This is a genomic window from Elizabethkingia miricola (genome assembly GCF_001675285.1).
In the GTDB taxonomy this organism is placed as follows: domain Bacteria; phylum Bacteroidota; class Bacteroidia; order Flavobacteriales; family Weeksellaceae; genus Elizabethkingia; species Elizabethkingia miricola.
Genome location: NZ_LSGQ01000026.1, coordinates 34532 through 54686 on the forward strand (window position 1 = coordinate 34532; position 20155 = coordinate 54686).

Genomic DNA, 20155 nt, shown 5'->3' on the forward strand with positions numbered 1-20155 from the left:
TTTATGAAAGCAAAGTTTTTATTCATTGCTATTTTAGCAATTTTCACAATTTTTACGGGATGTAGTAACGATGACAGCAGGGCAGACTCGAATGCATCAACACTAGCATTAAGCGCGGAAGCTAAAGCTCAGATTGCAGCGGCTTCAGATATTTACCAGCTTACTAATGAAGATGTTGTGGTAGACTATGTAAAAAAGAACAAAAAATTACCTAACTATTATGTTACCAAAAGCGCAGCTCAAAAAGCAGGTTGGGTAGCTTCAAAAGGAAATCTGTGTACTGTATTGCCAGGTAAAGCGATTGGGGGAGATGTCTTCGGGAATAGAGAAGGGCTTTTACCAAAAAAGACAAACAGAACTTATTACGAAGCAGATCTTAATTACAACTGCGGGAACAGAAATGCAGACCGTTTGATTATGAGTAATGATGGACTTGTATATGTAACAAAAGATCATTATCAGACTTTTACACAGAAGTAAATAGAAACTTTAATAAAACAAAAACCTTTACCATTCCGGTGAAGGTTTTTTATTTCTGTATCAATGCCCGGAAATTTATATAAGCCAAATTATGCTTAGCTTGCAGTATGAAGTTAGTGTCCGGAATTTATATTTTTTACTGTTCGGTAACCGAAGATGTATTTATAGATGCATCGGTTATTGTCCGGCAAAAAATAAAACATCATATCCGTATGCTGAAAGCAGGAGTACATTCTAATACGGAACTTCAGAATTTGTATAATACCTATGGAGCGGCAACTATACATTTTGAAATTGTTGACCGTAGTGAGGAACAGTTTCATGCTGAAAAGCTGAAAGAAATTCAGGAAGAGCTAAAAGCGAGACGGCTTTAGACTTACTAAAACTAAATTTCTGTATGTAGTGTAATGAAAAACATCTTTACCCTGAATTCAGAATAAAGATGTTTTTTATTTATAAGCGTATGATATATTGACTTAAAACTGATAACCCAAACCAAGAAGAAGCATGCTAGGTCTGTTATCATAGTTTATAGCTTTACCGCTTGTTTTATTGATGAATTTACGTTCATCTCTGGAAAATGAACCTTCATATCGGGCGTTTACAATGATTTTAGAGATTTTTACATTAGCCCCGAATTGGTATCCTACGGATAATTTTCCGGATCCGTCTACCTCAAAATTTCCGGACTCTTTATTGTTTGACAGGTTAGTAGATAATACAGGCCCTGCGAAAATACTTACAGGTCCAATAATGTCAATGCCTGCCAGAATCGGAATATCGATCCTCTGGCTCTTTGCTGAAATTTCAAAAACGTCACGGTTATCATAATCTACGTAAGTGACTTTACTTTTGAAATTTGTATAGTAAATCTCTGGCATTAAGAATATTGGAGTAGCAGGCAGCTTGAATCTTGTAGAAAGTCCAATATTAAAACCGGCTACATCTTTTGGATTGGTAAAGGCATTTTTTGCTGTAGTACCGATGGCGTTCCAATTGGAAGATGAGGTGTTGAATAAGGCATTAACTCTTACTCCAATGCTTACCTGAGCCTGGGCTGCCATTCCTAAACATATCATTAACGGGATAAAAATTTTTCTCATAACTATAACTGATTTATTACTTTAAATGCGAGAATTTATTTCCAACTGCAGAAAATCTGTTGATTGTGCTGCTAAAAGCTAAATCTGTTTTTCAGATTGTAAATTTTAAGATAAAATTTTCGGATGATTCTGAATTGGAAATCAGTGCGTAAGCATACAAATATTGTTCCTAAATGGCCTGAAATAGCCTGTTTGTAATAAAAATTAATAATAGTTATAAATTACAGAGGTGTGAACTTTATATTTTTTGGATACTAAAAAATAATATTATGCAGTACTTCTGTGTCTCAATGAAATGCAAAAAGTGTGACCGGAATTTCATGAAGATTATATTTTACTTTGTATATCACAATACATATCGCAAATAGTATGGATACAGTTATGGATTATAAAGTAGAATCAGGATACGAGAATATGGATATTAATGCTGTTCATGATTTTTTGAGTAATAAGAGTTACTGGGCAAGTGGTATTTCTTTGGAAGCTGTAAAAAAATCTTTAAAATATTCTTATTGTTCAGGTGTTTTTTATGGTAGTGTTCAGGTTGGTTTTGGAAGGCTCATTACTGATTATACTACTTTCGCTTATTTAGCGGATGTTTATATACTGGAAAATCATAGAGGTAAAGGACTTTCCAAAAGGCTTATGGAACACATGATGAATTTAGAATGGACCGATAATTTAAGAAGAATTTTATTGGCAACTTTGGATGCGCATGATTTGTATCGGCAATTTGGATTTAATCCCCCTGTAAAACCTGAATCATTTATGGAAATTAACAGACCGGGAATATACAAGGGGTAAATCTTTTTGTGAAAGACTGGTGTTTATATGCTGTGAATTACTCTTTTAGAGTAATGCTTTGCAATATTTTTCATAATTAAAACAAGATTTTCCATAATGGTTTTCTTTTAAAAAGGTGTCTGGATTCCTGTAGGTATTCGTCCATGATACGTGGTTTTCTTAAAATTAAGTTTGTAACAGTATCGCTCTCAGGTTCCGGAACCTTAATCGCTAAGTCATCGAGTTCTACGATATGTGAGGCCAGCCATTCCGGTAGCTTTGCTTTCTTTGTTAGCTGACTAAACAGCTCATCTTGTGTAATATCTACATATTCTATTTTGTGGCCGGTTACATAAGAAAGCTTTTCTGCCATTTCTATATTTGTAATGGCTTGCGGGCCTGCCAAAATAACTGAATGTTGTTTTACCTCTTCTGTTGTTAGTAAATAATTGACTGCTGCTGCAGCTACATCACGGCAGTCAATGTAATTTCTTTTGGCATTACCTAAAGCCCCGTAAATCTTACCAAAATACTGAATAGTAAACGTGTTTCGCTCCCAATTCTGCATAAATGAATGAGGCCTCAGGCAGCAGAATTCATCTGTGTTTTTTATAAGATAATTATCTATTGTATTGTGCCACTGACTGACTTTTACAACGGCTGATGGCTGAATTACAGGAGCGGAAAGTTTAACAATTCTTTTTACACCGCTTTGTCTGGCAGCATTGATTATATTAATTTCATGTTCAATCTGATCCGGAGACGTAGCCGTGAGCAGAAACAGAGCATCGGCCCCGGAACATGCTTCTTTCAGTTGTTTTATAGAATTAAGACTGGCACTTACGTAGGTTATATTTGATGATGAGATTATAGGTACAGGATAAGGGCGCTCAGGATTCCTAAGAACTCCCCGTACAATACAGTCGTGGTGTTTCAGTTGCTGCATTACTTCTCTTCCGACGGTTCCTGTACAGCCAAAAACAACGATAACCGGTTTAATTTTTTTCATATCTATAGTCTTTTATTTGTTGGCGAACTGTTATGATCAATGCGCCCAGAAAAGCTGAAAAAGTGATATTGAATCGCTCTGACGGGAAATTGGTTACAAAGGTGAAAACTAACCCCAAGGCCATCATTAATAGTATAATTAATAAAGATCTTATCGATTTATTTCGTACTAAAATTCGCTTCATACTTAGCTGCCAAAGTATAATGAAGCTTAATATTGTTGATATCAAAGATGATAAACCTATCGTGCTGTAGCTTGCTGCCATCAGTTCTGTTTTCTGAAGGAAGTAGCCCGATAGAAAAGACATCAGGGCCGGAAATATATAAGAAGGCAGTGCTGCAGCAATCATAGATTGCAGACTGAAATCTGATGAGACATTGTTTTTCTCTTTCATTATGTAATTATTCAACTGATTATTTATTTTTGCCAATACGATAGGTGAGGGTTACCTTTCCGTAAGCCATGTTGGAAACAGAGAAATTGTTTACTGTTTTCTGGTTTTTATCAAACAGCTCATAGCTGTTAAAGAGTCCTGCACCTCCCTGTACCTGTAACCATATTCCGCCTGCGATACGCTGATTCACCTGCAAGCCCCCATGGATCGTAGAAAACTGGGCATAATCGGCTTCCTTACCATTGTAGCCACGATAGCTTTTTAGTTTAAACCTTGTCCAGTCTATTGAACCGGCGAGACCTATCTGAGTATTCGGACTTACATTATAGAGTACATTTAGCCTTGGCCAGTAAAACTGAGCAAGCCACTTATTATTTGTACTTCTATAGTCAATTGATATTCCAGGAGTAATTAATGTTTCACCAAAAGAATGGAGAGCATGTACGCCAATGCCGATTTCGAAATTTGATTCGGGACCAAATTTCTTTGAAACACCGAGAATTCCGTCGAGAACCAGATTGTCGAAAGATACGGACTTTTCTCCTGCAAGTGCAGGCATAGCAATTGCCAGAACGGACCATTTTTCTGAAATAGGATGCCGGATAATTATTGTTGGTTTTATTTCCTGAATTCTTTTCAGGCGGTTAGGATCCTCTATGCTATTGTTGTCATAATTAAAATCCATCTGCCGGTAATTCAGATTACCCAAAATGCTTGTCTTTCCTATTCTAACGGGAGGAATCGGTATCCATGCGTCATAGGTGTTCAGTCGGAATTTATTCTCCTTATCCGGACTTTCGGTTGGTAAGTCTTTAAATGTTGCTTTAGTATGACTGGTGACAGATATGCCACCTATATCCTGAATAAGCTGGGCATGGATTTTACCTGAAAAGAAGACTGAAAATAAAGCCGCTAAATAGAGTTGTGACGACTTGGATAGTACTTTGCGTATGCCATAAAAAAGAGATTTATGACTTTCATTTTTGAAAATTATTAATGTTTTCATTTTCTTTGTATTTAACGGTACAAAGATGATCTGAAAACAAAGGCGGCTTTAAAACTAAATCACGTTTTACTCGGACAAATCTTGCATAAAGTTTGTCCGGTATTCAGATGGAGTTACTCCGGTTATCTTTTTAAAGAGACGCCCAAAGTAGCTTGGGTCACCATAATTAAGTTCAAAAGCAATTTCTGAAATACTTTTAGTAAGATCCTGTAAGAGCAATTGGCTTTGCAGGATATTTACTTTATTGATCCATTCTTTTGGTCCCTCACCAATAGTTTCCTTTATACACCTGTGAAGGTAGTTTTCAGAAACAGATAATGCATCGGCATAAAAAAGAACTGATTTATGTTCCAGATAATTTTTATAAACCAGTTCTTTAAAATTGAAAGTGATTTCGGCACTTCGGTTCATGTTTTTATTGAGCTCCTTAGCGGATGTAAAGATTTTCTGAAGACCCGCCTGAAAAAGAGAATAGCAAATACCGAGGTTTGGATCTGGTTGATAAATTTCGGTAGTTAATAATTCGAATAAAGAGTTGAGCCATATACTGCTTTCCTTCGGCAGGTGAATAACCACATTCGCAGAGAAAAGCTTAATCAATTCCTGTTTGGACAAGAGTTGGTTTAGTGTCTGATCTTCGAATAAGATCATGTGGCCGGCAGCATCAGGACTTACCTCTACCAGAGAAGTCACGTTGCCCTGCCGTACAAATAAGATTTCATCCTCTTTTATGGGAACAAGATTAGCGTCCACCTGCTGTTTTGCATTTCCTTTGGTAATATGCACGATGAAATTGAATTCGGGTCTGTGCAGTGGCGTGGGAACTTTAATGAAACCTGATGTTTTGGCTATATCATGTACCTGAATAGGAGTTTTTAAAATTGCAAAGTCAGAGGATATCTCAGGCATATACTGCCCTCTGAAATCTGTAGGAGTTATTCTCTTTATTTTAGCCATAGCACAAAGTTAACAGAATACTATGGATGCTTTGTGAAAAAGTTTTTGTTAAGATTTTTTATTAAATTTCGTATGTTATTGATTCTTTTTAAAAAGCCCCGCCATTAAGTTTGAACCAATAGAGCCCTCTGCTAATTGCAGATAATTGCGCTTACTTTGGTCTTTTTCAATTTTTATAGTTCCTGTAGTTTGTACGTTTTTCATTTCCAGAAAATCTGTTGCAGTTGCATCACTGTCACTTAATGGACCACTTCCATATCCTGCCAGTTTGTTATAGTCAGTAAAAATACAGTCTGTAGCTTTATATTGGTTTTTACTTCCTTTTTCTCTTACCCATACTGTACTGGTGCTTGCGATGATGTTGTGATGAAAATCGAACTGATCTCCATTGGTGGCCTGTGTCGTCCAGACGCCACAGAAATAACCACCATATACCAATGAATAACGCATAGCACTCCGGCTACCGGTTCCGCCATTATTTTTCCAGAAAACAACAGGGATTTTACAGTTAAAGAAGACGCAATGATCGATTACCAGTCCATAACCATTGGCTATAACTCCTACATGCAGTGGCAATACATCGATATTTCCGGCAAACAGGCATTGTGTTATGAGCAGATCGTCCAGGTTTTTTCCTTCCCGCCAGACAGGATAAGAACGACGCAGGTTTGCACCATCTATATAAGAGTAATCCGGACTGCCGGTAAAGCGTAAGCCTTCAATGGTAACATGGCTTACCTCTGGCTGTATGCCTTTCGCTTCTTCTCCACCCACACCCGGTTCAAGTAGAATAGCAGTTACTACGACCGGCATTTTTTGAGGAGTCCAATCGGTATCGTCAGGCATAATATCTGCACGAATAGTAAGGCGGTTTTTCAGGGTATACTTGTCATTGTTGAATACAATAGTTTGAGTTAATAAGTGTATCCCTTCTGAAAGAAAGATTGTAGTTGCTTCCGGTTTTTTGTTTGAGTTTACACGTTTTGCTGCCTCCATAATGGTTTTTAAAGGCTGTTCCTTTGTTCCAGAATTAATGTCATTACCAGTCTTGGGATTAACATATAATTGTTCTGCCTGTACCAAGAGTATGCTCATTACAAACAATAGAAAACTAAATGCATATTTTTTCATATTCCTTTTTTTTGTAAAATTAGGAACAGTCTTAGTTTGGAAAAAGGTCATTTTACCTTTAAAAAGGTCATTTATATTTTCTTTCGGTATTGTTGTGGGGTAATACCTGTGAATTTTTTGAAAAAACGATTAAAGTTAGATGGATCTGAAAATCCAAATTCATAGGCAATTTCTTTTGCAGATTTGTTTTGATAAAGCTGTTTCTTTATTTCTGACATCAGCTTGTAATGGATCATTTGCTGGGCTGATAATCCGCTAAACTGTCTGCAGATTTTATTCAGAAATCCTGTGCTTATATTGAGGGCTTTTGAATAAGCATCAACACTTCGGTCATCTACAAATTTCTTCTCCAGTAAAGACCGGAATCTGTAAAAATCTGAATGAATATAGGTGTCCCTCTGAACATTATGAATACAGGCGTAATATCGATTGAGAATTACAAGTAGCTGATATAAAAGTGATCTGATCAAATGATTGCTGTCATTCTGAAGCAGGCCAAATTCCTGCTCTATTCCATGTACCAGTTCCAGACATTTTTCAAATGATTCTTCTGATATCCGGATTGCAGTGGGATGTGAATATTGATGAAAGTATTGAAACCGGTACAGAAATAATTCGTCTGAGAAAAAGAGATGAAGAAAGTCTTTGTCAAAGAATAGAGTATAGCCCTTAACTTTTTCTTCAATTTCCCAGCAGCGTACCTGTCCGGGGCTTGTAAAGATAATAGTTTGCGGAGCGATCAATATTTTATTTTCATCCAATGTGAAAGTTCCGCTTCCTTCTTCGATAAAAATTACTTCGTAAAAACTAAGTTGGTGTAGCGTATTATCTAAAACATAATTATTCAAGGTCTCAATACGTCCGATATCTAACAGTAACTCCAGGCCATACTTGCATGGGAGAAAATGATAAGTTTTAATTTTTGTCATCGAAGCCATTTCTGTTTATTATCTCTTTTCGCTCTTAAAGATGAGTTAAAAATACAAATTTCCATTGCTTGTATCATCGAGGAATCGGTGAATTAAAAATATAAAATCAGGAAGAATTTCTGGCATATATTAATCTTTCAAAGTTGATTGTTGGTATAGATGTAACACAAAGTCAGCAGTATATATTATGCAATAGAATATTTAATCTGTAAAAAACTACCGGATCCTTTTGTAATTAAACTTTGATATATTTTTAAATTTAAAAATATTTGGTAAAAATTCTACATAAATGTAGTATTATGTGTAATTTTATTCCTTCGTTCCTGAAATATATTTATTGAGTGTAAAAACATCAAAATATAGAGTAGAGGTGCTATTGTGAAGCTGGTGGAATTCCTCCTCGGAAAAAGTTTTAGACAGACTGCTTTAGGATAATGTGAAAACTATTGCAACATATAAAACAAGAACGAGTGCTGTAATGTTTGCTTCTGCATAAATTAATAAAAGATAAAATGTATGAATTATAAACTTGAACTTAATACACAAGGATCAGGTTCTAGTCTTGTTTTTAACAATATTGTATTTGATTCGTTCAAAGTTAATATTGTTGAGAGACATATTGGGTCAGCGCGTTCTGAATTGAAATTTCACCATGTGTTATTTAAAGTCAGAACATTGGATAATGCTATTATTAAAACTAAAAATGGCAATAATCGAATTATGATAAAAGGGGATGAACTCGAGACGTATCAAAGATTAGTGAAAGCATTGGGTTCATATGAATATAGAAACAAGCTGATTAACAGAAAAGCGGTTGACGAAGATTATGTTCACTTTATTTTGAGCCTGGTTATTTCCAATTATACACTCAACTAATACTTTTCGGATAAATTTCCATATTCAATTAATTTTACTGAGAATGTGATGCTTCGGGTATCGTTCTCTTATGTTTTTTTAAGTTCTCAATCTGAGAACTTAAAATTTTTTGTTTTTTTAATATCAATTTAGGAGGTGCTTGGTTCATAGTGGAGTATGCATAGAGATAATCATTACGGGGTATTGATAGATTTGTCTATATTCCAGAAAAGGGAATAGTTGGCAGCTCTTATAATTTTTATTTTAGAAGCTAATACAATACTGTTGAAAAGCAACCACCATAATAGTATTTAAGATGTAATACTCATATAGAGTCTGATTAGAATTTTATTTTAAATATTTAAATACATTTTCAATTTTATATTTTGGGCTTCTTCTCAAAAAATCCATAAAGAATGCTGTATGGGTTCCTCCCATTAAGATGAATATTTTATCATTTTTATTTATTGGAATTTGATTTAGATTTGAAAACATAACTAAATTTCTATGGTAAAATTTGCCAGCTTCATCAGCGCCTTCAGCATTTCCTTTGCTTGAAATATAAGTTAATAGATCTGCATTCATATTAATTAAACTCTCTAAATATTGGGGATGATTATTTAATTTGAATAAATCATAAAATGGTATTCCTTTTTCTGGATTTTTATTTTCGTTTTCATCACTCAATTTCCAATACTTACTTATAGTTGTTTTATCTATACTGTTTTTTACACTTATGTTATAATTATAACTTTCTTTAAAATCAATTCCATATATTTTTTTAGCACCACTTAATCGTCCTACTTCATATGCTAAAAGCTCACGTTCATCGGGATTTTTAAATTTTTTATTTGGATTTTGAAGATAGTCTGAATATGAAGATTGTCGTATACTGTCATATTTTGGTAAACTTTCTATAACAATTATTGTTGGCTTAAATTCTGCTAATAATTTTGCAAGTTTTTTTATTTCAATCTGATTTTTTTTGTCATTTTCATCAAACTCTGTAGAGTTCGCATCAGAAGTCTCTCCCATATGAAAAGTAGCTACATTCAAAACAGGTATTGCATCATCAAATTTTGTTTTGTAAATATTTGTTTTCTCATATGATTCCTTTTGAGCATATAAATTCAGATTCAGTAAAATAAATAAAATAAAAATTGATCTCATATTTAGATTTTAGTATAATTATAAGTTTATAAAGGAAGGATTTTTCTTTATTATATTCTTTTCAATAATATATACTAATATATAAATTATTATCAAAAAGGTTCTGAAAATATTATATTTTTAAACAAAAAATCACATTAAATATATTGAGGGCCTACTTAAAGATGTATACTTATCAGAGATGGTTAGAATGGGGGGGATTTTATAATCGAATAACTCTATTTAAAACAAGTAACTGAAATTTTGTTATATCAATCTTCTTTGTAGCTATCTATATAGTTGTTAAAATGGCTAAAATTATATATTCTGAGTATTTTAATAAAAATTATTTAACATAGGTATTGTGGTGTATAATATTTTATATTACAATTTCTTACGCTATTTTTCTAATTAAAATATTCGGTAATTGTAACAGATAATGGCTGATAATCTAATGGAATTGCGGTTTCCCGTAGTTGGAGATAATGTATTTTATTATATATTTGACCATCAAATTTACCAATCACATTTTATGAAAAAAATATTATATTCAGTATTGTTTTTAACATGTCTTTCTATTAATGCCCAAGTTGCACGCCTTTCTGGGGCTACAGACATAAATACAGGAATATATTTAAAAGACCTAGACAATATTCTTCTTCAATTTACAGGGGAATGGACTGCTAAATATGACAATAATCAAGTGACATTGAATATTGAAAAGATAGAAAAGCATCCTCTTACAGTAGAAAAAGTAAACTATTATAGTGATATTTTATTTCTACGTTATAGCATTAAAGATTCTCAAGGAAAAGAAATTTTCTCAGATCTACACAAAACCATCACAGATACAGGGGTATTAAAAAGTTCAAATGCTTCTTTTGAAAACAAAAGTGTCGGTATTGAATACGCTGGTGAAGAATGTCATATCGGGGAAGGATATATAACTCTTACATATAAAGACCCAACACATATAATATGGGAATATATAGCAGAAGACAAACCAATTGATAAAACAAAATGTCCAAATGCTGATAAAATTAAATCATATATTCCAGCAACTTATGAATTAATTTTCACAAAGAAATAGTCTCATACATACAATTAACTAATTAATAAATCACACTTTATGAAAAAAAAAATACTTTTTATCCCTTTATTGGGAATTCTTGCAATGTCTTTATCTTCTTGTCGTTCTGAAGATGCAATCGTTCAACAAACTCAAAATAAAGAAGCATCCAAAAACTTTGCAGTCTTTACTCCGAAAAAAACTGGAGAAACTATTGATTATGCTAAAGGCTTTGCTTATTTAATGCAACGATATGATAGATTACGGAAAACGAATTTATCTGGAATTAATAATAAGCATATAATTGGTAATCTCAGTGCCAGTACCGAAAAAAACGCTTCTATTTTCCAAGATGCTGAATCATACGTTGAATTTAATATTCCATCCGAAATAATAATAAAGGAAAACGGAGACAAATGGGTTGTCTTCCCTAAAGTAAAGGGGGGCAAAGTTATTGGCCTGGTTGCAGCTATACTTACACAAAATGGAACCTACGTGAAGTACAATGTGTATGGGGAACAGAACGAATGGTACAAACAAAATGCTTCGCTTTTTCAAGATGCTTTAGACAAATATAAACAACAAATAAAGCATCTTAATCTTAGTGCTAGCATAAATCCAGTGGCTGATTATAACATTCCAGGTGTAACTGTACCTGGTAAGCCTAAATTACCAGAAAAACCTGATCAACCAGGATGGAGACCCGATATAGAGCCTGGAGGAGGAGGTTGTAATGCTCATGAAGATTGCTCTGATCCAAGTATAGATGCTCCTGGAGGAGGAGGTGATTATTCTAATTATGAAACATGGGTATCACCTAACTTCAGAATGAAGATTTCTGATCAACAAAAATATCCAAGATTTACAGAAATGGTAAAAGGTCTAAAGTCTTATGTGCAAAATAATTCTATTATATTAGAAAAATTAATCAAAATATCTGGCCTTACAAAAACACAGGTGTTAGATAGGCTTACAACTGGAAAAGGCCCGTCAATAAATGTTGTTCCAAACTTGAAAGATAAAAATGGTAATATTGTGTATGGGAAATTTGTGTATAAAGATCCTAATTCCATATATATGAATGAAACATATATTTCAAAACTTGAAAATGCAAGTATTGATATTGATATAGAAGCGTCTACTTTTTTATTGGCGGTTACTATTTTACATGAGTTTGTTCATTATGGAAATAATGTAACGGGTAGTTTCCCTGCTGGGGGGAAAGAGGCAGGTAAGCTATTTGAAAATGAAGTATACGGAGTTGTTATAACTGAAGAGAATGCAGCAGATTATATAATATCATTTAAAAATAAATAATTTATGAAACTGATTTTTGCAATTTTATATTTTTTTGTTTCTTATCAAAAAAATGATACTGAAACTTGTATTAATAAGACTTTATTCCAATATAATATTCATGGGAAAGTACTTTTCTATAGAAATGAGAATAATAAAAATGTAAGTGATACTAAAAGGTACGTGTTTCTAAGCGGAAAAGAAATGTTAGAAAATAACAATGAAAACTTTCTTTTACTTAATATTAATGAAAAAAATAATATACTTGCAATTAGTGTGTATGGATATGAATCAGGAAAATCGCTAATCTGTTATTATAGAAATAATAAATTGATAAAAAAAGAAAATGAGATTGTTAAAGAAGCTCCATCAAAACCTTTTTATATTTATTATGAAATAATGAAAAGAAAATACCCTAATTATATGAACTGGAAATTATTTCCAATTCCACAGGATAGTTTAAAATAATATTAAAGGCTTAGATTTAGAATCTGAGCCTTTTTTCTGCTTATTTTGTAGCCCCGAGCAGAATCGAACTGCTATCTAAAGTTTAGGAAACTTCTATTTTATCCATTAAACTACGGGGCCAGAAGAATTATTTCGGGAATCTGTCTTTCACAAGGTTGAGTTCAATGCCGTGTTCCAAATAAGCTTTCAGGCCGGCAAGTACTAAAGTAAAGCCTTCAGTAGAGTCGCGGACAGCAGAGAGAACTGTATCCTCGGCACCTGTAAAATTACTGTTAATTACAGAAACAAAAGTGTTGTTTCCATGTTCAGAGAAGGTCCACACAACCGGAGTTTTTTCTTCATAATTACCCCATAATATCGATATTTTCTGATTGGGCTGAAGTTCTGTAACTTCTATATCTACATCAACGTTGTACATTTCCCATGTCCATGTAATATTTTTATTTTCATCAAGTCTTCCGGAACTTTTGGTAAACCAGAATTTAGTAGTGATTTCAGGATTTATAAAAGCTTCGTAAACTTCTGCTACAGGTCTTCTGATTAGCATTTCTGCTTTTGCATAACGGTTATTATTTTCCATTGTTGTTATTTTTGTAAATCTAAATTTAAAACATAATTTTCAATCACTTTCATAAAAAAATAACAACACAGGCTAATAGCCTGTGCCGTCTAAAATAAAGTAAAGTAAAATGTTTAAAATTGATTAAGGAATAAGCTTCGCCTCTTCTACACGGAAGGTTTCCGTAGCTTGAAAAGACTGTCCGAAGCGATCTGTAGCCCGGACATTGATTTTATGCTGACCTTTTTCCAGTTTTTTAGGAAACTCTGCATTCCATAAGTGTGTAGAAAATTCCGGATTAGAAGGTCTTCTTCCTTCCAGTAACTGCGGGTTGATATCCCATTTCAGGACTTCTGTTACATATTTAGGGTCGTAATCCTTTAGATAGTGCATTGGCTTCCAGTCGCCATTATCGATCTGGTATTCCACCTTATCATTTGGAGCTCCCATAAAGAAGTTAGCAACAATCTGTGCCGATGTTTTCCCCGGATATGGAATAACCTTCGGTGCAAATATGGAAATCTGATAATCGTTCGGTTTTCCGGCTACCTTATATTTAATCTTATAATCGGTATCATTGAAATGAATGAAAGCATATCCTCTTGGAGTTCCGTCGCGCATAGTAGAAGCGGGTACACCCAATTCATCTGCTGTTCCGGAATACCAATCGCCGGCTGTAGTTCCGGCATTGAATTCATATAATTTATTTTCCTGATTCCATCCTTGTTCTTTCCCATAAGTCAGTTGCTGCTGAATGTGGGTATGGGCAGACATTAAAAATGATTTTTTGAAAGGTTTTAAAAGGCTGAATAGTTTTTCACGGTCAGCATTTCGGAAATTTTCTTCATCATAAATCATTGGGATATGGAAAGAAATAACCACCAGTTTGTTTTTATCAACCAGTTTTAAATCGTTTTCTATAAAGCTTAGCTGATCCGGGCGAAGTCCGCCCCAATAACCTTTCCCGTCACGAGGGTCGGGGTAGAGGATATCATCCAGTATAATAAAGTGAACATTTCCGTAGTTGAAAGCATAATTGCTGGGACCAAAATTCTTTTTGAATGTTGCATCGGACTGCTCATCTGTTGTAGCATCGTAGTTCATATCGTGATTTCCCATCACGTTGTACCATGGAAGTCCGATTTCCTTTACAGCGTCAGCATAATGCGGCTGAAGACTAAGATCATCACCAACAAGGTCACCAAGGCTGATTCCGAATGTGTAATCCTCTTTCAGGTTTTTAACCTCCTGTACAATTCCTCTTTTAAAATACTCGATCTGTTTTTGAGTATAAGGCTGCGGATCTCCAAATACAATGATGTTGAAATCTTTTCTGTCTTCAGATTTTACCAGCGGAAAATTAATCGTTTCCGGAAGATTTCCTGTAGGACCTATTCCTTTGTATTTGAATTGTGCCGGAGCTCCTTTCGGATTGTGGTGGTAATAGAACTTAGGTGTATTGTTACCATTTAACGGGGTACGGTAGCTGGATGGTTTAATAACAAAGAAGATATTCTCCTCGCCTGCAGGCAGCTGATAGGCGCCTTTATTGTCTGTTAGTACAACTTGAATGCCATTGGATACCGCGACATTGGAAATTCCGGTTTCATTATTGTCTTTAATTCCATTATTGTTTTTGTCTTCAAAAACATAACCTTTTGCTATATTTTGTGCGGATAGTATTCCACATAATAAAACAGCTGATAATAATTGAATTTTCATCTTATTTACGATTTATAGTTTTACTTATTCCACCATACTTTAATGTTGATATCGTCACCGCCCATCTGTTGTACCGCCTTCTGATGATTCTCAGAGTTTAATACTCTGGATTGAGTAGTGTACATATACCGTTGAGGTAATTTACCCTCATTCTGCAGTCCGCCGTTATTTGGAAGCTTAGGCAGGCCTGTTCTGCGCTGTTCAAACCATTGCTGGTGATCTACAAAGAAAAGAGCAACATATTTTTGCAGCATGATCTGTTCGAAGCTGTTGCTAAAGGCAACTTTAGGATTGCTGAAATAGTTGGCCGGCATTTCGCTTCCCCATTGCTCCAGGTTAGCTTTTACACCTGTTTCATAATAAGATTTTGTATTTCCGGTGATAATGCCTTTATAAGAAAGTTCAGCCATAATAAACTGTACCTCGGAGTAGGTCATCATAAACAGTCGCATCGGTGCTTTGGCTAAATTCTGACTCAGCTGGGAAGGCTGGTAATCGAAATAAGTACCCAAAGGATAACCTGCTGGGGCACCTTTATAGCCAATGTCCTTATTTTTAAGATCTTTTGCTTTTGTCAGGATAACAGGAATTCTGGGATCGTTGTTGTCCAGCAAAGTATTTACAAAGAACTCGCCGGCGGCTCTTGCGGTTGTAAAATCCTGTGGACGGGCAATAGGTGGGAGGAATGGTGCTATACCGGAAATGTCAAGAGCAGCATTATCTGCATTGGAAGTGAAAACAGGATAATTAACCGGGTCATTTACAATTTTTCTGATTCTTTCATGAACGTTAATTTCTCCGTTTTTAGCAGAAATTCTGGTTAATAATCGAAGAGAAAGGCTATTGGCAAATTTTTTCCATTTCATGATGCCATCTACCGAAGCTTCTCCTTTGTACAGAATATCTGATTCAGCAAGCTTCTTTTTTACATCCAGTAGACTGTTGGCTTGATTCAGCTGATCGAGCAAATTGATATAAATATCTTTTTGTCTGTCGAATGCAGGCTGCTTTACGCCTGTGTCTAATTGAGAAGCCTGTGTCATCGGAATATCCCCAAAACTGTCTGTAAGATTAGCATAGATCCATGCGTTAAGAATTGTTCCGACTGCCAGATTGTTATTGTCGCCTTCCTGTTTGGCTATGTCCATCATATCCCGTACCTGCTTTAACCATAGATAGGAGGTGTTCCACATGCCTTGTCCGGTTTTATCGGTCATATAATACCGGCTTGTAATGTTTCCTTCATTTGGAAAGTCAATAGAAACCTGCATAAGGTCAAATGTAAAGTCATTGGCTCTGTTATAACCATATGAAGACATGTTATAGAGTACAGGATTTAGTAGACTACCTGAAGTTGGATTTATAATTTTGCTGGTATCAGTATTAATTTGTTCGAAATTTCGGCTGCATGAACCTGCAATCAGAGAAAGACTTAGGGGTATTATGAATTTAAAATAAGATTTCATGAATTAAAAAATTAGAATTTAACATTAAGCTGCATACCAATTGTTCTGGCAGAAGGTAATTGCCCAACTTCTGACCCTGGTGTAATGGTACCATTATTCAGTGTAGCGGCTTCCGGATCGAATAACGGGAACTTGGTCCACATCCAAAGATTTTTACCATACAAGGCAATTGTAAGTTCTTTTAGTTTTAGCTTTCCAATGCTGGCATCGGGGAAGGTATAAGATACTCTTGCATCTCTAAGCTTGATAAAAGAAGTGTCGAATGAGTTCGTTTCTACATTGGCACGGCGATAGTAGTCTCCGTAATAGTTGGTTAACAGAACCTTTTTAGTATTCGGAGAGAAGCTTCCGTCAGCATTTTGTATAACTCCTTCACCAATTACCATTCCGTCCGGATTTTCTCTTCCCCATAATGTGTGACCTAGTTTTCCTTGTTCACTCATTTTATGATGAGATTGGGAGTAGGCTATTCCTTTGTACTGGCCGTCAAAAGAAAAGCTTATACGGAAATTTTTAATTTTAAATTCATTCTGAAGTCCGGCTCTCCATTCCGGGAATGCATTGCCCACATATTCAATATCTGAAGTTCTGGCAGGTAGTCCTGTTGTAGCATCATAAATTACCTGTCCATCCGGAGCACGTTTGAGTTTGTAACCATACATATCTCCAAGTGACCCGCCAATGTGTGCCTGGTAGTATACAACATCACCTACAGAAGCAATCGTATATGGATTGCCCTCAAATTCGGCAGCCAGGCTTGTTACCTTATTTCTGTTAGCAGACCAGTTGGCATTAATGTTCCACGAAAAATTAGGCTTTTTTATTGGAGTAGCATTAAGTGTAATTTCCAGACCTTTATTTTCCACACTTCCGGAATTAATTATACGACTTTTGAAACCGCTTTCGGTAAGGGCAGGAATGTCTACAATTTGGTTTTCGGTAATATTTTTATAGAAGGTAAAGTTGAAGTTAAGCCTATTTTTAAACATGGAGAAGTCCATACCTCCCTCATAATTGGTATTCTTTTCAGGTAAAAGATTCTTGTTGTTGAGAACATTTGGGGCAACTATGGATCCTGGTATGTCTATCATACTGTAATATTTATCCAGTCTGTAGGGTCTGGTTCCATTACCAACTTTAGCTATGGAAAGCCTTAATTTCCAGAAATCGAATGTATTTTTTATACCGAATATATCTGAAAGAATAAAACTGGTGCTCGCTGAAGGGTAGAAGAAAGAGTTGTTTCCTTTTCTTAGTGTACTGGTCCAATCATTTCTGGCGGTAAGATCCAAATAGATATACTTCCCATAGTTTAGGGAAACTAAACCATAAATACTGTTCTCCTGTCTGTCCTTTGGTGAAGGAATACTACTATATAATGCTAGTGCATTAGAAAGTGTATATATATTAGGTCTTCTAAGACCTATAGCACTTGTTGATTCATAACGATATTCATTATATCTGATGCTTCCTCCTAATGATGCACTGATTCCTATTTTGCTCTCCTTTTGATCGTTTTTGTAGGTAAAGAGAATATCATTATTGTATTCCTGATTGGTAATATGTTCTTCTCTGTAATAGCCTTGCATATAGTTGGCAGTACTGAAAGGTCTGCGCTGGGTACGGATATCATTTTGCCATTCCAGTCCGGAACGGAACATCACATCGAAACTACGATTGATCTTGTAGTTTAAGGTTATATTGGTATTTAGCTGATTGTTATTAGCACTGTTGAGCATTTCATAAGCAATCAGGTAAGGATTGTCTATATAAGAACTGAATGGATGAACCTGGTCTACATTTTCTTTTCCTGGTTTCCATATCGGGCGGTACCATGCCAAATCTACATTAGGATTCTGGAAAATCATAAAATAAGAGATAGACTGGTTATTGTATCCGGTTGCAGGAAGATTATCACTCATCATTTTAGAGTACATAACCTTAGTTGTAATTTTTAATTTCTCATTAAGTTGATGGGTTAATGATGTAGAGAAATTAAAACGGTTAAAACCTGTATTGGGCATCATCCAGTTGTTTTTTACATAACCCAATGAAGTTCTGAAACTGGTTTTGTCATTAGAATTTTCCAGTGACAGATTATTGGAATAGGTTTCTCCGGCCTGCCAGAAGCCTTTAATGTTATTTTTGTAAGGTCTCCAAAGCTGACGATCCAGACTTTGGCCTATAATATTAGGATCATATTGATAATAAGATTGGCCATTGAATTTAGGACCGAATGCACTACTGGTACTTCCTGTATTGACCCCGTCTTCAGAAGCACCATATGAATAATAAAATTTTCCGCTTTTATCTTTATTCAGCGTTCCCTGTCCATACTCATATTGGTAGTCTGGCCACTTCAAAACGGTGTCGAAACTCGTATCGGATGAAAAAGAAACTCGTAGTTTTTTGCTGCCTGCACCTGATTTGGTTGTAATCATAATAGCTCCGTTCGCTGCTCTGGAACCATATAGTGCAGCTGCTGAAGCTCCTTTCAATATAGTAACTGAAGCAATGTCGTCGGGGTTAATACTGTTGATGCCATTTCCGTAATCAATTGGAAGATCACCTCCGGCACCGGCACCATATGCAGCTGCTCCGGTTCCTGTTGTGTTATTACCCATGGGTACACCATCGATCACAATAAGAGTAAGGTTGTTGTCCATTTCAAAAGACTTTTCACCCCGTAATGTGATTCTGGCACTTCCTAAGGGGCCGGCTCCTGCGGTCTGAATTTTTAGACCTGCCACTTTTCCTTCCAAAGCATTTGCCCAGTTGTTGTTTTGAGTGTCTTCAAATATTTTTGAATCCTTGTTTTCAGCAGCATATCCTAAAGATTTGTTCATTCTTTTGATACCTAATGCTGTTACAACAACCTCGTCGATAACTTTGGTCTTTACTGTGTCTTTGGTCTTTTGGGAAAAAACAGCCTGTGTAATACATCCCGTAAGAACCAGAGCCAAAAGGCTTTTGACATTCTTATTCATGGTCTCTATTTTTAGCGGCAAAAGTAAGAGGTCTATGTTACGAGATTTTTAAGCTAATTTTAACTTTTAATTCATTAATGTTAATAATAGTTAAAATTATAAAAACTAAATATTTATAACTAAAAAACTATATTAATTTATAAAAAAAATATTCTGTTTTATAAAACAGAATGAATAGGATTAAGTTTGTGTTAATAAATAACACTTGTGTGAATTATTTTCCTGTAACTGTGCTTTCCTGAAAGTTTATTCAGACTGATAAGTAAGCTCTATAACTCCGGATTTAAAAATTCGGGTATCCAGTAATTTTAACCCAATCCGGCTTTTCAAATTTTCGAATAGCGGCTTTCCGTTTCCTAATACAACGGGATGCAGAGATATTTTACAGATATCGATAAGTCCCAGGCTGATAAATGTTTTTATAAGATTAGCTCCTCCGTATAACCATATATCCTTACCATTCTGCTTTTTGATTTCATTAACTTGATCAATGATGTCAGAGGTAATAAAATTTGCATTTTCGTCCGATCTGTCCTGATGGGAGAAGACAAATTTTTGTTTTGAATGTATTTCATTCCACATCTCTTTTTCTGAAATATCAGCATCAGATTCAGGCTGATAAGTACCCCAGGCGTCATAGCTTACTCTGCCGTAAAATATAGTGTCAATACTTTGGAGAAAATCTTCAAAGTCCATGTCATCATCCATAATACACCAATCGGTTTCTCCATTAGGTCCCTCAATAAAACCATCCAGACTGACAGCTAAGTTTAAAACTATTTTTTTCATGTT

The 20155-nt window shown here is 35.0% G+C and carries 20 protein-coding genes and 1 tRNA gene; 7 read left to right on the forward strand and 14 right to left on the reverse strand.

Annotated elements, in window-relative coordinates; translation table 11 throughout:
• The first annotated feature begins 3 nt into the window (after positions 1–3).
• Together ATE49_RS11500 and ATE49_RS11505 are read left to right on the forward strand one after the other, a co-directional pair.
• A complete protein-coding gene (locus tag ATE49_RS11500) occupies positions 4–480 on the forward strand; it encodes a ribonuclease domain-containing protein (RefSeq protein ID WP_059345229.1) in 477 nt (158 codons plus the stop codon).
• 107 nt (positions 481–587) lie between these two features.
• Positions 588–854, forward strand: coding sequence for a GIY-YIG nuclease family protein (locus ATE49_RS11505; RefSeq protein ID WP_059345230.1), 267 nt, complete (start codon positions 588–590; stop codon positions 852–854).
• A 102-nt stretch (positions 855–956) separates the two neighbouring features.
• Here the strand turns inward: ATE49_RS11505 and ATE49_RS11510 are convergent, their stop codons facing one another.
• Positions 957–1583, reverse strand: a complete 627-nt coding sequence (locus ATE49_RS11510; RefSeq protein WP_065082293.1) for an outer membrane beta-barrel protein — start codon at positions 1581–1583, stop codon at positions 957–959.
• Positions 1584–1952: 369 nt separating this feature from the next.
• Here ATE49_RS11510 and ATE49_RS11515 point away from each other — a divergent pair, with 369 nt between their 5' ends.
• On the forward strand, positions 1953–2387 hold the full coding sequence (locus ATE49_RS11515) for a GNAT family N-acetyltransferase (protein ID WP_065082294.1): 435 nt from the start codon (positions 1953–1955) through the stop codon (positions 2385–2387).
• A 76-nt stretch (positions 2388–2463) separates the two neighbouring features.
• Here the strand turns inward: ATE49_RS11515 and ATE49_RS11520 are convergent, their stop codons facing one another.
• From ATE49_RS11520 to ATE49_RS11545, 6 genes are all read right to left on the reverse strand, one after another.
• On the reverse strand, positions 2464–3375 hold the full coding sequence (locus ATE49_RS11520) for an NmrA family NAD(P)-binding protein (RefSeq protein ID WP_065082295.1): 912 nt from the start codon (positions 3373–3375) through the stop codon (positions 2464–2466).
• On the reverse strand, positions 3362–3769 hold the full coding sequence (locus ATE49_RS20040; protein ID WP_169817116.1) for a hypothetical protein: 408 nt from the start codon (positions 3767–3769) through the stop codon (positions 3362–3364). Before ATE49_RS20040 ends, ATE49_RS11520 begins: the two co-directional genes overlap by 14 nt.
• A gap of 19 nt (positions 3770–3788) precedes the next feature.
• Positions 3789–4775, reverse strand: a complete 987-nt coding sequence (locus ATE49_RS11530) for a DUF6268 family outer membrane beta-barrel protein (protein ID WP_065082296.1) — start codon at positions 4773–4775, stop codon at positions 3789–3791.
• Between the two features lie 66 nt (positions 4776–4841).
• Positions 4842–5732 (reverse strand): helix-turn-helix domain-containing protein, encoded by an 891-nt coding sequence (locus ATE49_RS11535; RefSeq protein WP_065082297.1) that lies wholly within the window; start codon positions 5730–5732, stop codon positions 4842–4844.
• Between the two features lie 75 nt (positions 5733–5807).
• Entirely contained in the window at positions 5808–6863 is a 1056-nt protein-coding gene (locus ATE49_RS11540; protein ID WP_233174345.1) for a hypothetical protein, read from the reverse strand.
• Positions 6864–6934: 71 nt separating this feature from the next.
• Positions 6935–7792: an AraC family transcriptional regulator gene (locus ATE49_RS11545; protein ID WP_260234346.1), complete on the reverse strand. Its 858-nt coding sequence runs from the start codon at positions 7790–7792 to the stop codon at positions 6935–6937.
• Between the two features lie 516 nt (positions 7793–8308).
• Here ATE49_RS11545 and ATE49_RS11550 point away from each other — a divergent pair.
• A complete protein-coding gene (locus ATE49_RS11550) occupies positions 8309–8668 on the forward strand; it encodes a hypothetical protein (protein ID WP_059154852.1) in 360 nt (119 codons plus the stop codon).
• A gap of 327 nt (positions 8669–8995) precedes the next feature.
• Here ATE49_RS11550 and ATE49_RS11555 read toward each other — a convergent pair whose 3' ends face one another.
• Positions 8996–9817, reverse strand: a complete 822-nt coding sequence (locus tag ATE49_RS11555) for a DUF5694 domain-containing protein (RefSeq protein ID WP_065082300.1) — start codon at positions 9815–9817, stop codon at positions 8996–8998.
• Between the two features lie 511 nt (positions 9818–10328).
• Between ATE49_RS11555 and ATE49_RS11560 the strand changes: the two genes are divergently transcribed.
• From ATE49_RS11560 to ATE49_RS11570, 3 genes are read left to right on the forward strand one after another with little or no spacing between them, the layout of a single operon-like run.
• Complete coding sequence (locus tag ATE49_RS11560) at positions 10329–10886, forward strand: DUF6705 family protein (RefSeq protein WP_065082345.1); 558 nt, start codon at positions 10329–10331, stop codon at positions 10884–10886.
• Positions 10887–10925: 39 nt separating this feature from the next.
• On the forward strand, positions 10926–12182 hold the full coding sequence (locus ATE49_RS20375; RefSeq protein WP_065082301.1) for a hypothetical protein: 1257 nt from the start codon (positions 10926–10928) through the stop codon (positions 12180–12182).
• 3 nt (positions 12183–12185) lie between these two features.
• Entirely contained in the window at positions 12186–12629 is a 444-nt protein-coding gene (locus tag ATE49_RS11570; RefSeq protein WP_065082302.1) for a hypothetical protein, read from the forward strand.
• Positions 12630–12677: 48 nt separating this feature from the next.
• Here ATE49_RS11570 and ATE49_RS11575 read toward each other — a convergent pair.
• The 6 genes from ATE49_RS11575 to ATE49_RS11600 all read right to left on the reverse strand — a co-directional run bounded on the left by ATE49_RS11575 (position 12678) and on the right by ATE49_RS11600 (position 20152).
• A tRNA-Arg gene (locus ATE49_RS11575) sits at positions 12678–12749 on the reverse strand.
• 7 nt (positions 12750–12756) lie between these two features.
• Positions 12757–13209: an SRPBCC family protein gene (locus tag ATE49_RS11580; protein WP_065082303.1), complete on the reverse strand. Its 453-nt coding sequence runs from the start codon at positions 13207–13209 to the stop codon at positions 12757–12759.
• A 123-nt stretch (positions 13210–13332) separates the two neighbouring features.
• Complete coding sequence (locus tag ATE49_RS11585; RefSeq protein ID WP_065082304.1) at positions 13333–14910, reverse strand: calcineurin-like phosphoesterase C-terminal domain-containing protein; 1578 nt, start codon at positions 14908–14910, stop codon at positions 13333–13335.
• A gap of 20 nt (positions 14911–14930) precedes the next feature.
• Positions 14931–16376, reverse strand: coding sequence for a SusD/RagB family nutrient-binding outer membrane lipoprotein (locus tag ATE49_RS11590; RefSeq protein ID WP_065082305.1), 1446 nt, complete (start codon positions 16374–16376; stop codon positions 14931–14933).
• Between the two features lie 11 nt (positions 16377–16387).
• Entirely contained in the window at positions 16388–19363 is a 2976-nt protein-coding gene (locus ATE49_RS11595) for a SusC/RagA family TonB-linked outer membrane protein (RefSeq protein WP_065082306.1), read from the reverse strand.
• A 246-nt stretch (positions 19364–19609) separates the two neighbouring features.
• On the reverse strand, positions 19610–20152 hold the full coding sequence (locus ATE49_RS11600) for a dihydrofolate reductase family protein (RefSeq protein ID WP_179195561.1): 543 nt from the start codon (positions 20150–20152) through the stop codon (positions 19610–19612).
• Between the last annotated feature and the right edge of the window lie 3 nt (positions 20153–20155).

Coding starts and splice junctions, on each gene's coding strand:
- ATE49_RS11500 (WP_059345229.1), top strand. CDS start 4: ATGAAAGCAAAGTTTTTATTCATTGCTATTTTAGCAATTTTCACAATT.
- ATE49_RS11505 (WP_059345230.1), top strand. CDS start 588: ATGAAGTTAGTGTCCGGAATTTATATTTTTTACTGTTCGGTAACCGAA.
- ATE49_RS11510 (WP_065082293.1), bottom strand. CDS start 1,583: ATGAGAAAAATTTTTATCCCGTTAATGATATGTTTAGGAATGGCAGCC.
- ATE49_RS11515 (WP_065082294.1), top strand. CDS start 1,953: ATGGATACAGTTATGGATTATAAAGTAGAATCAGGATACGAGAATATG.
- ATE49_RS11520 (WP_065082295.1), bottom strand. CDS start 3,375: ATGAAAAAAATTAAACCGGTTATCGTTGTTTTTGGCTGTACAGGAACC.
- ATE49_RS20040 (WP_169817116.1), bottom strand. CDS start 3,769: ATGAAAGAGAAAAACAATGTCTCATCAGATTTCAGTCTGCAATCTATG.
- ATE49_RS11530 (WP_065082296.1), bottom strand. CDS start 4,775: ATGAAAACATTAATAATTTTCAAAAATGAAAGTCATAAATCTCTTTTT.
- ATE49_RS11535 (WP_065082297.1), bottom strand. CDS start 5,732: ATGGCTAAAATAAAGAGAATAACTCCTACAGATTTCAGAGGGCAGTAT.
- ATE49_RS11540 (WP_233174345.1), bottom strand. CDS start 6,863: ATGAAAAAATATGCATTTAGTTTTCTATTGTTTGTAATGAGCATACTC.
- ATE49_RS11545 (WP_260234346.1), bottom strand. CDS start 7,792: ATGACAAAAATTAAAACTTATCATTTTCTCCCATGCAAGTATGGCCTG.
- ATE49_RS11550 (WP_059154852.1), top strand. CDS start 8,309: ATGAATTATAAACTTGAACTTAATACACAAGGATCAGGTTCTAGTCTT.
- ATE49_RS11555 (WP_065082300.1), bottom strand. CDS start 9,817: ATGAGATCAATTTTTATTTTATTTATTTTACTGAATCTGAATTTATAT.
- ATE49_RS11560 (WP_065082345.1), top strand. CDS start 10,329: ATGAAAAAAATATTATATTCAGTATTGTTTTTAACATGTCTTTCTATT.
- ATE49_RS20375 (WP_065082301.1), top strand. CDS start 10,926: ATGAAAAAAAAAATACTTTTTATCCCTTTATTGGGAATTCTTGCAATG.
- ATE49_RS11570 (WP_065082302.1), top strand. CDS start 12,186: ATGAAACTGATTTTTGCAATTTTATATTTTTTTGTTTCTTATCAAAAA.
- ATE49_RS11580 (WP_065082303.1), bottom strand. CDS start 13,209: ATGGAAAATAATAACCGTTATGCAAAAGCAGAAATGCTAATCAGAAGA.
- ATE49_RS11585 (WP_065082304.1), bottom strand. CDS start 14,910: ATGAAAATTCAATTATTATCAGCTGTTTTATTATGTGGAATACTATCC.
- ATE49_RS11590 (WP_065082305.1), bottom strand. CDS start 16,376: ATGAAATCTTATTTTAAATTCATAATACCCCTAAGTCTTTCTCTGATT.
- ATE49_RS11595 (WP_065082306.1), bottom strand. CDS start 19,363: ATGAATAAGAATGTCAAAAGCCTTTTGGCTCTGGTTCTTACGGGATGT.
- ATE49_RS11600 (WP_179195561.1), bottom strand. CDS start 20,152: ATGAAAAAAATAGTTTTAAACTTAGCTGTCAGTCTGGATGGTTTTATT.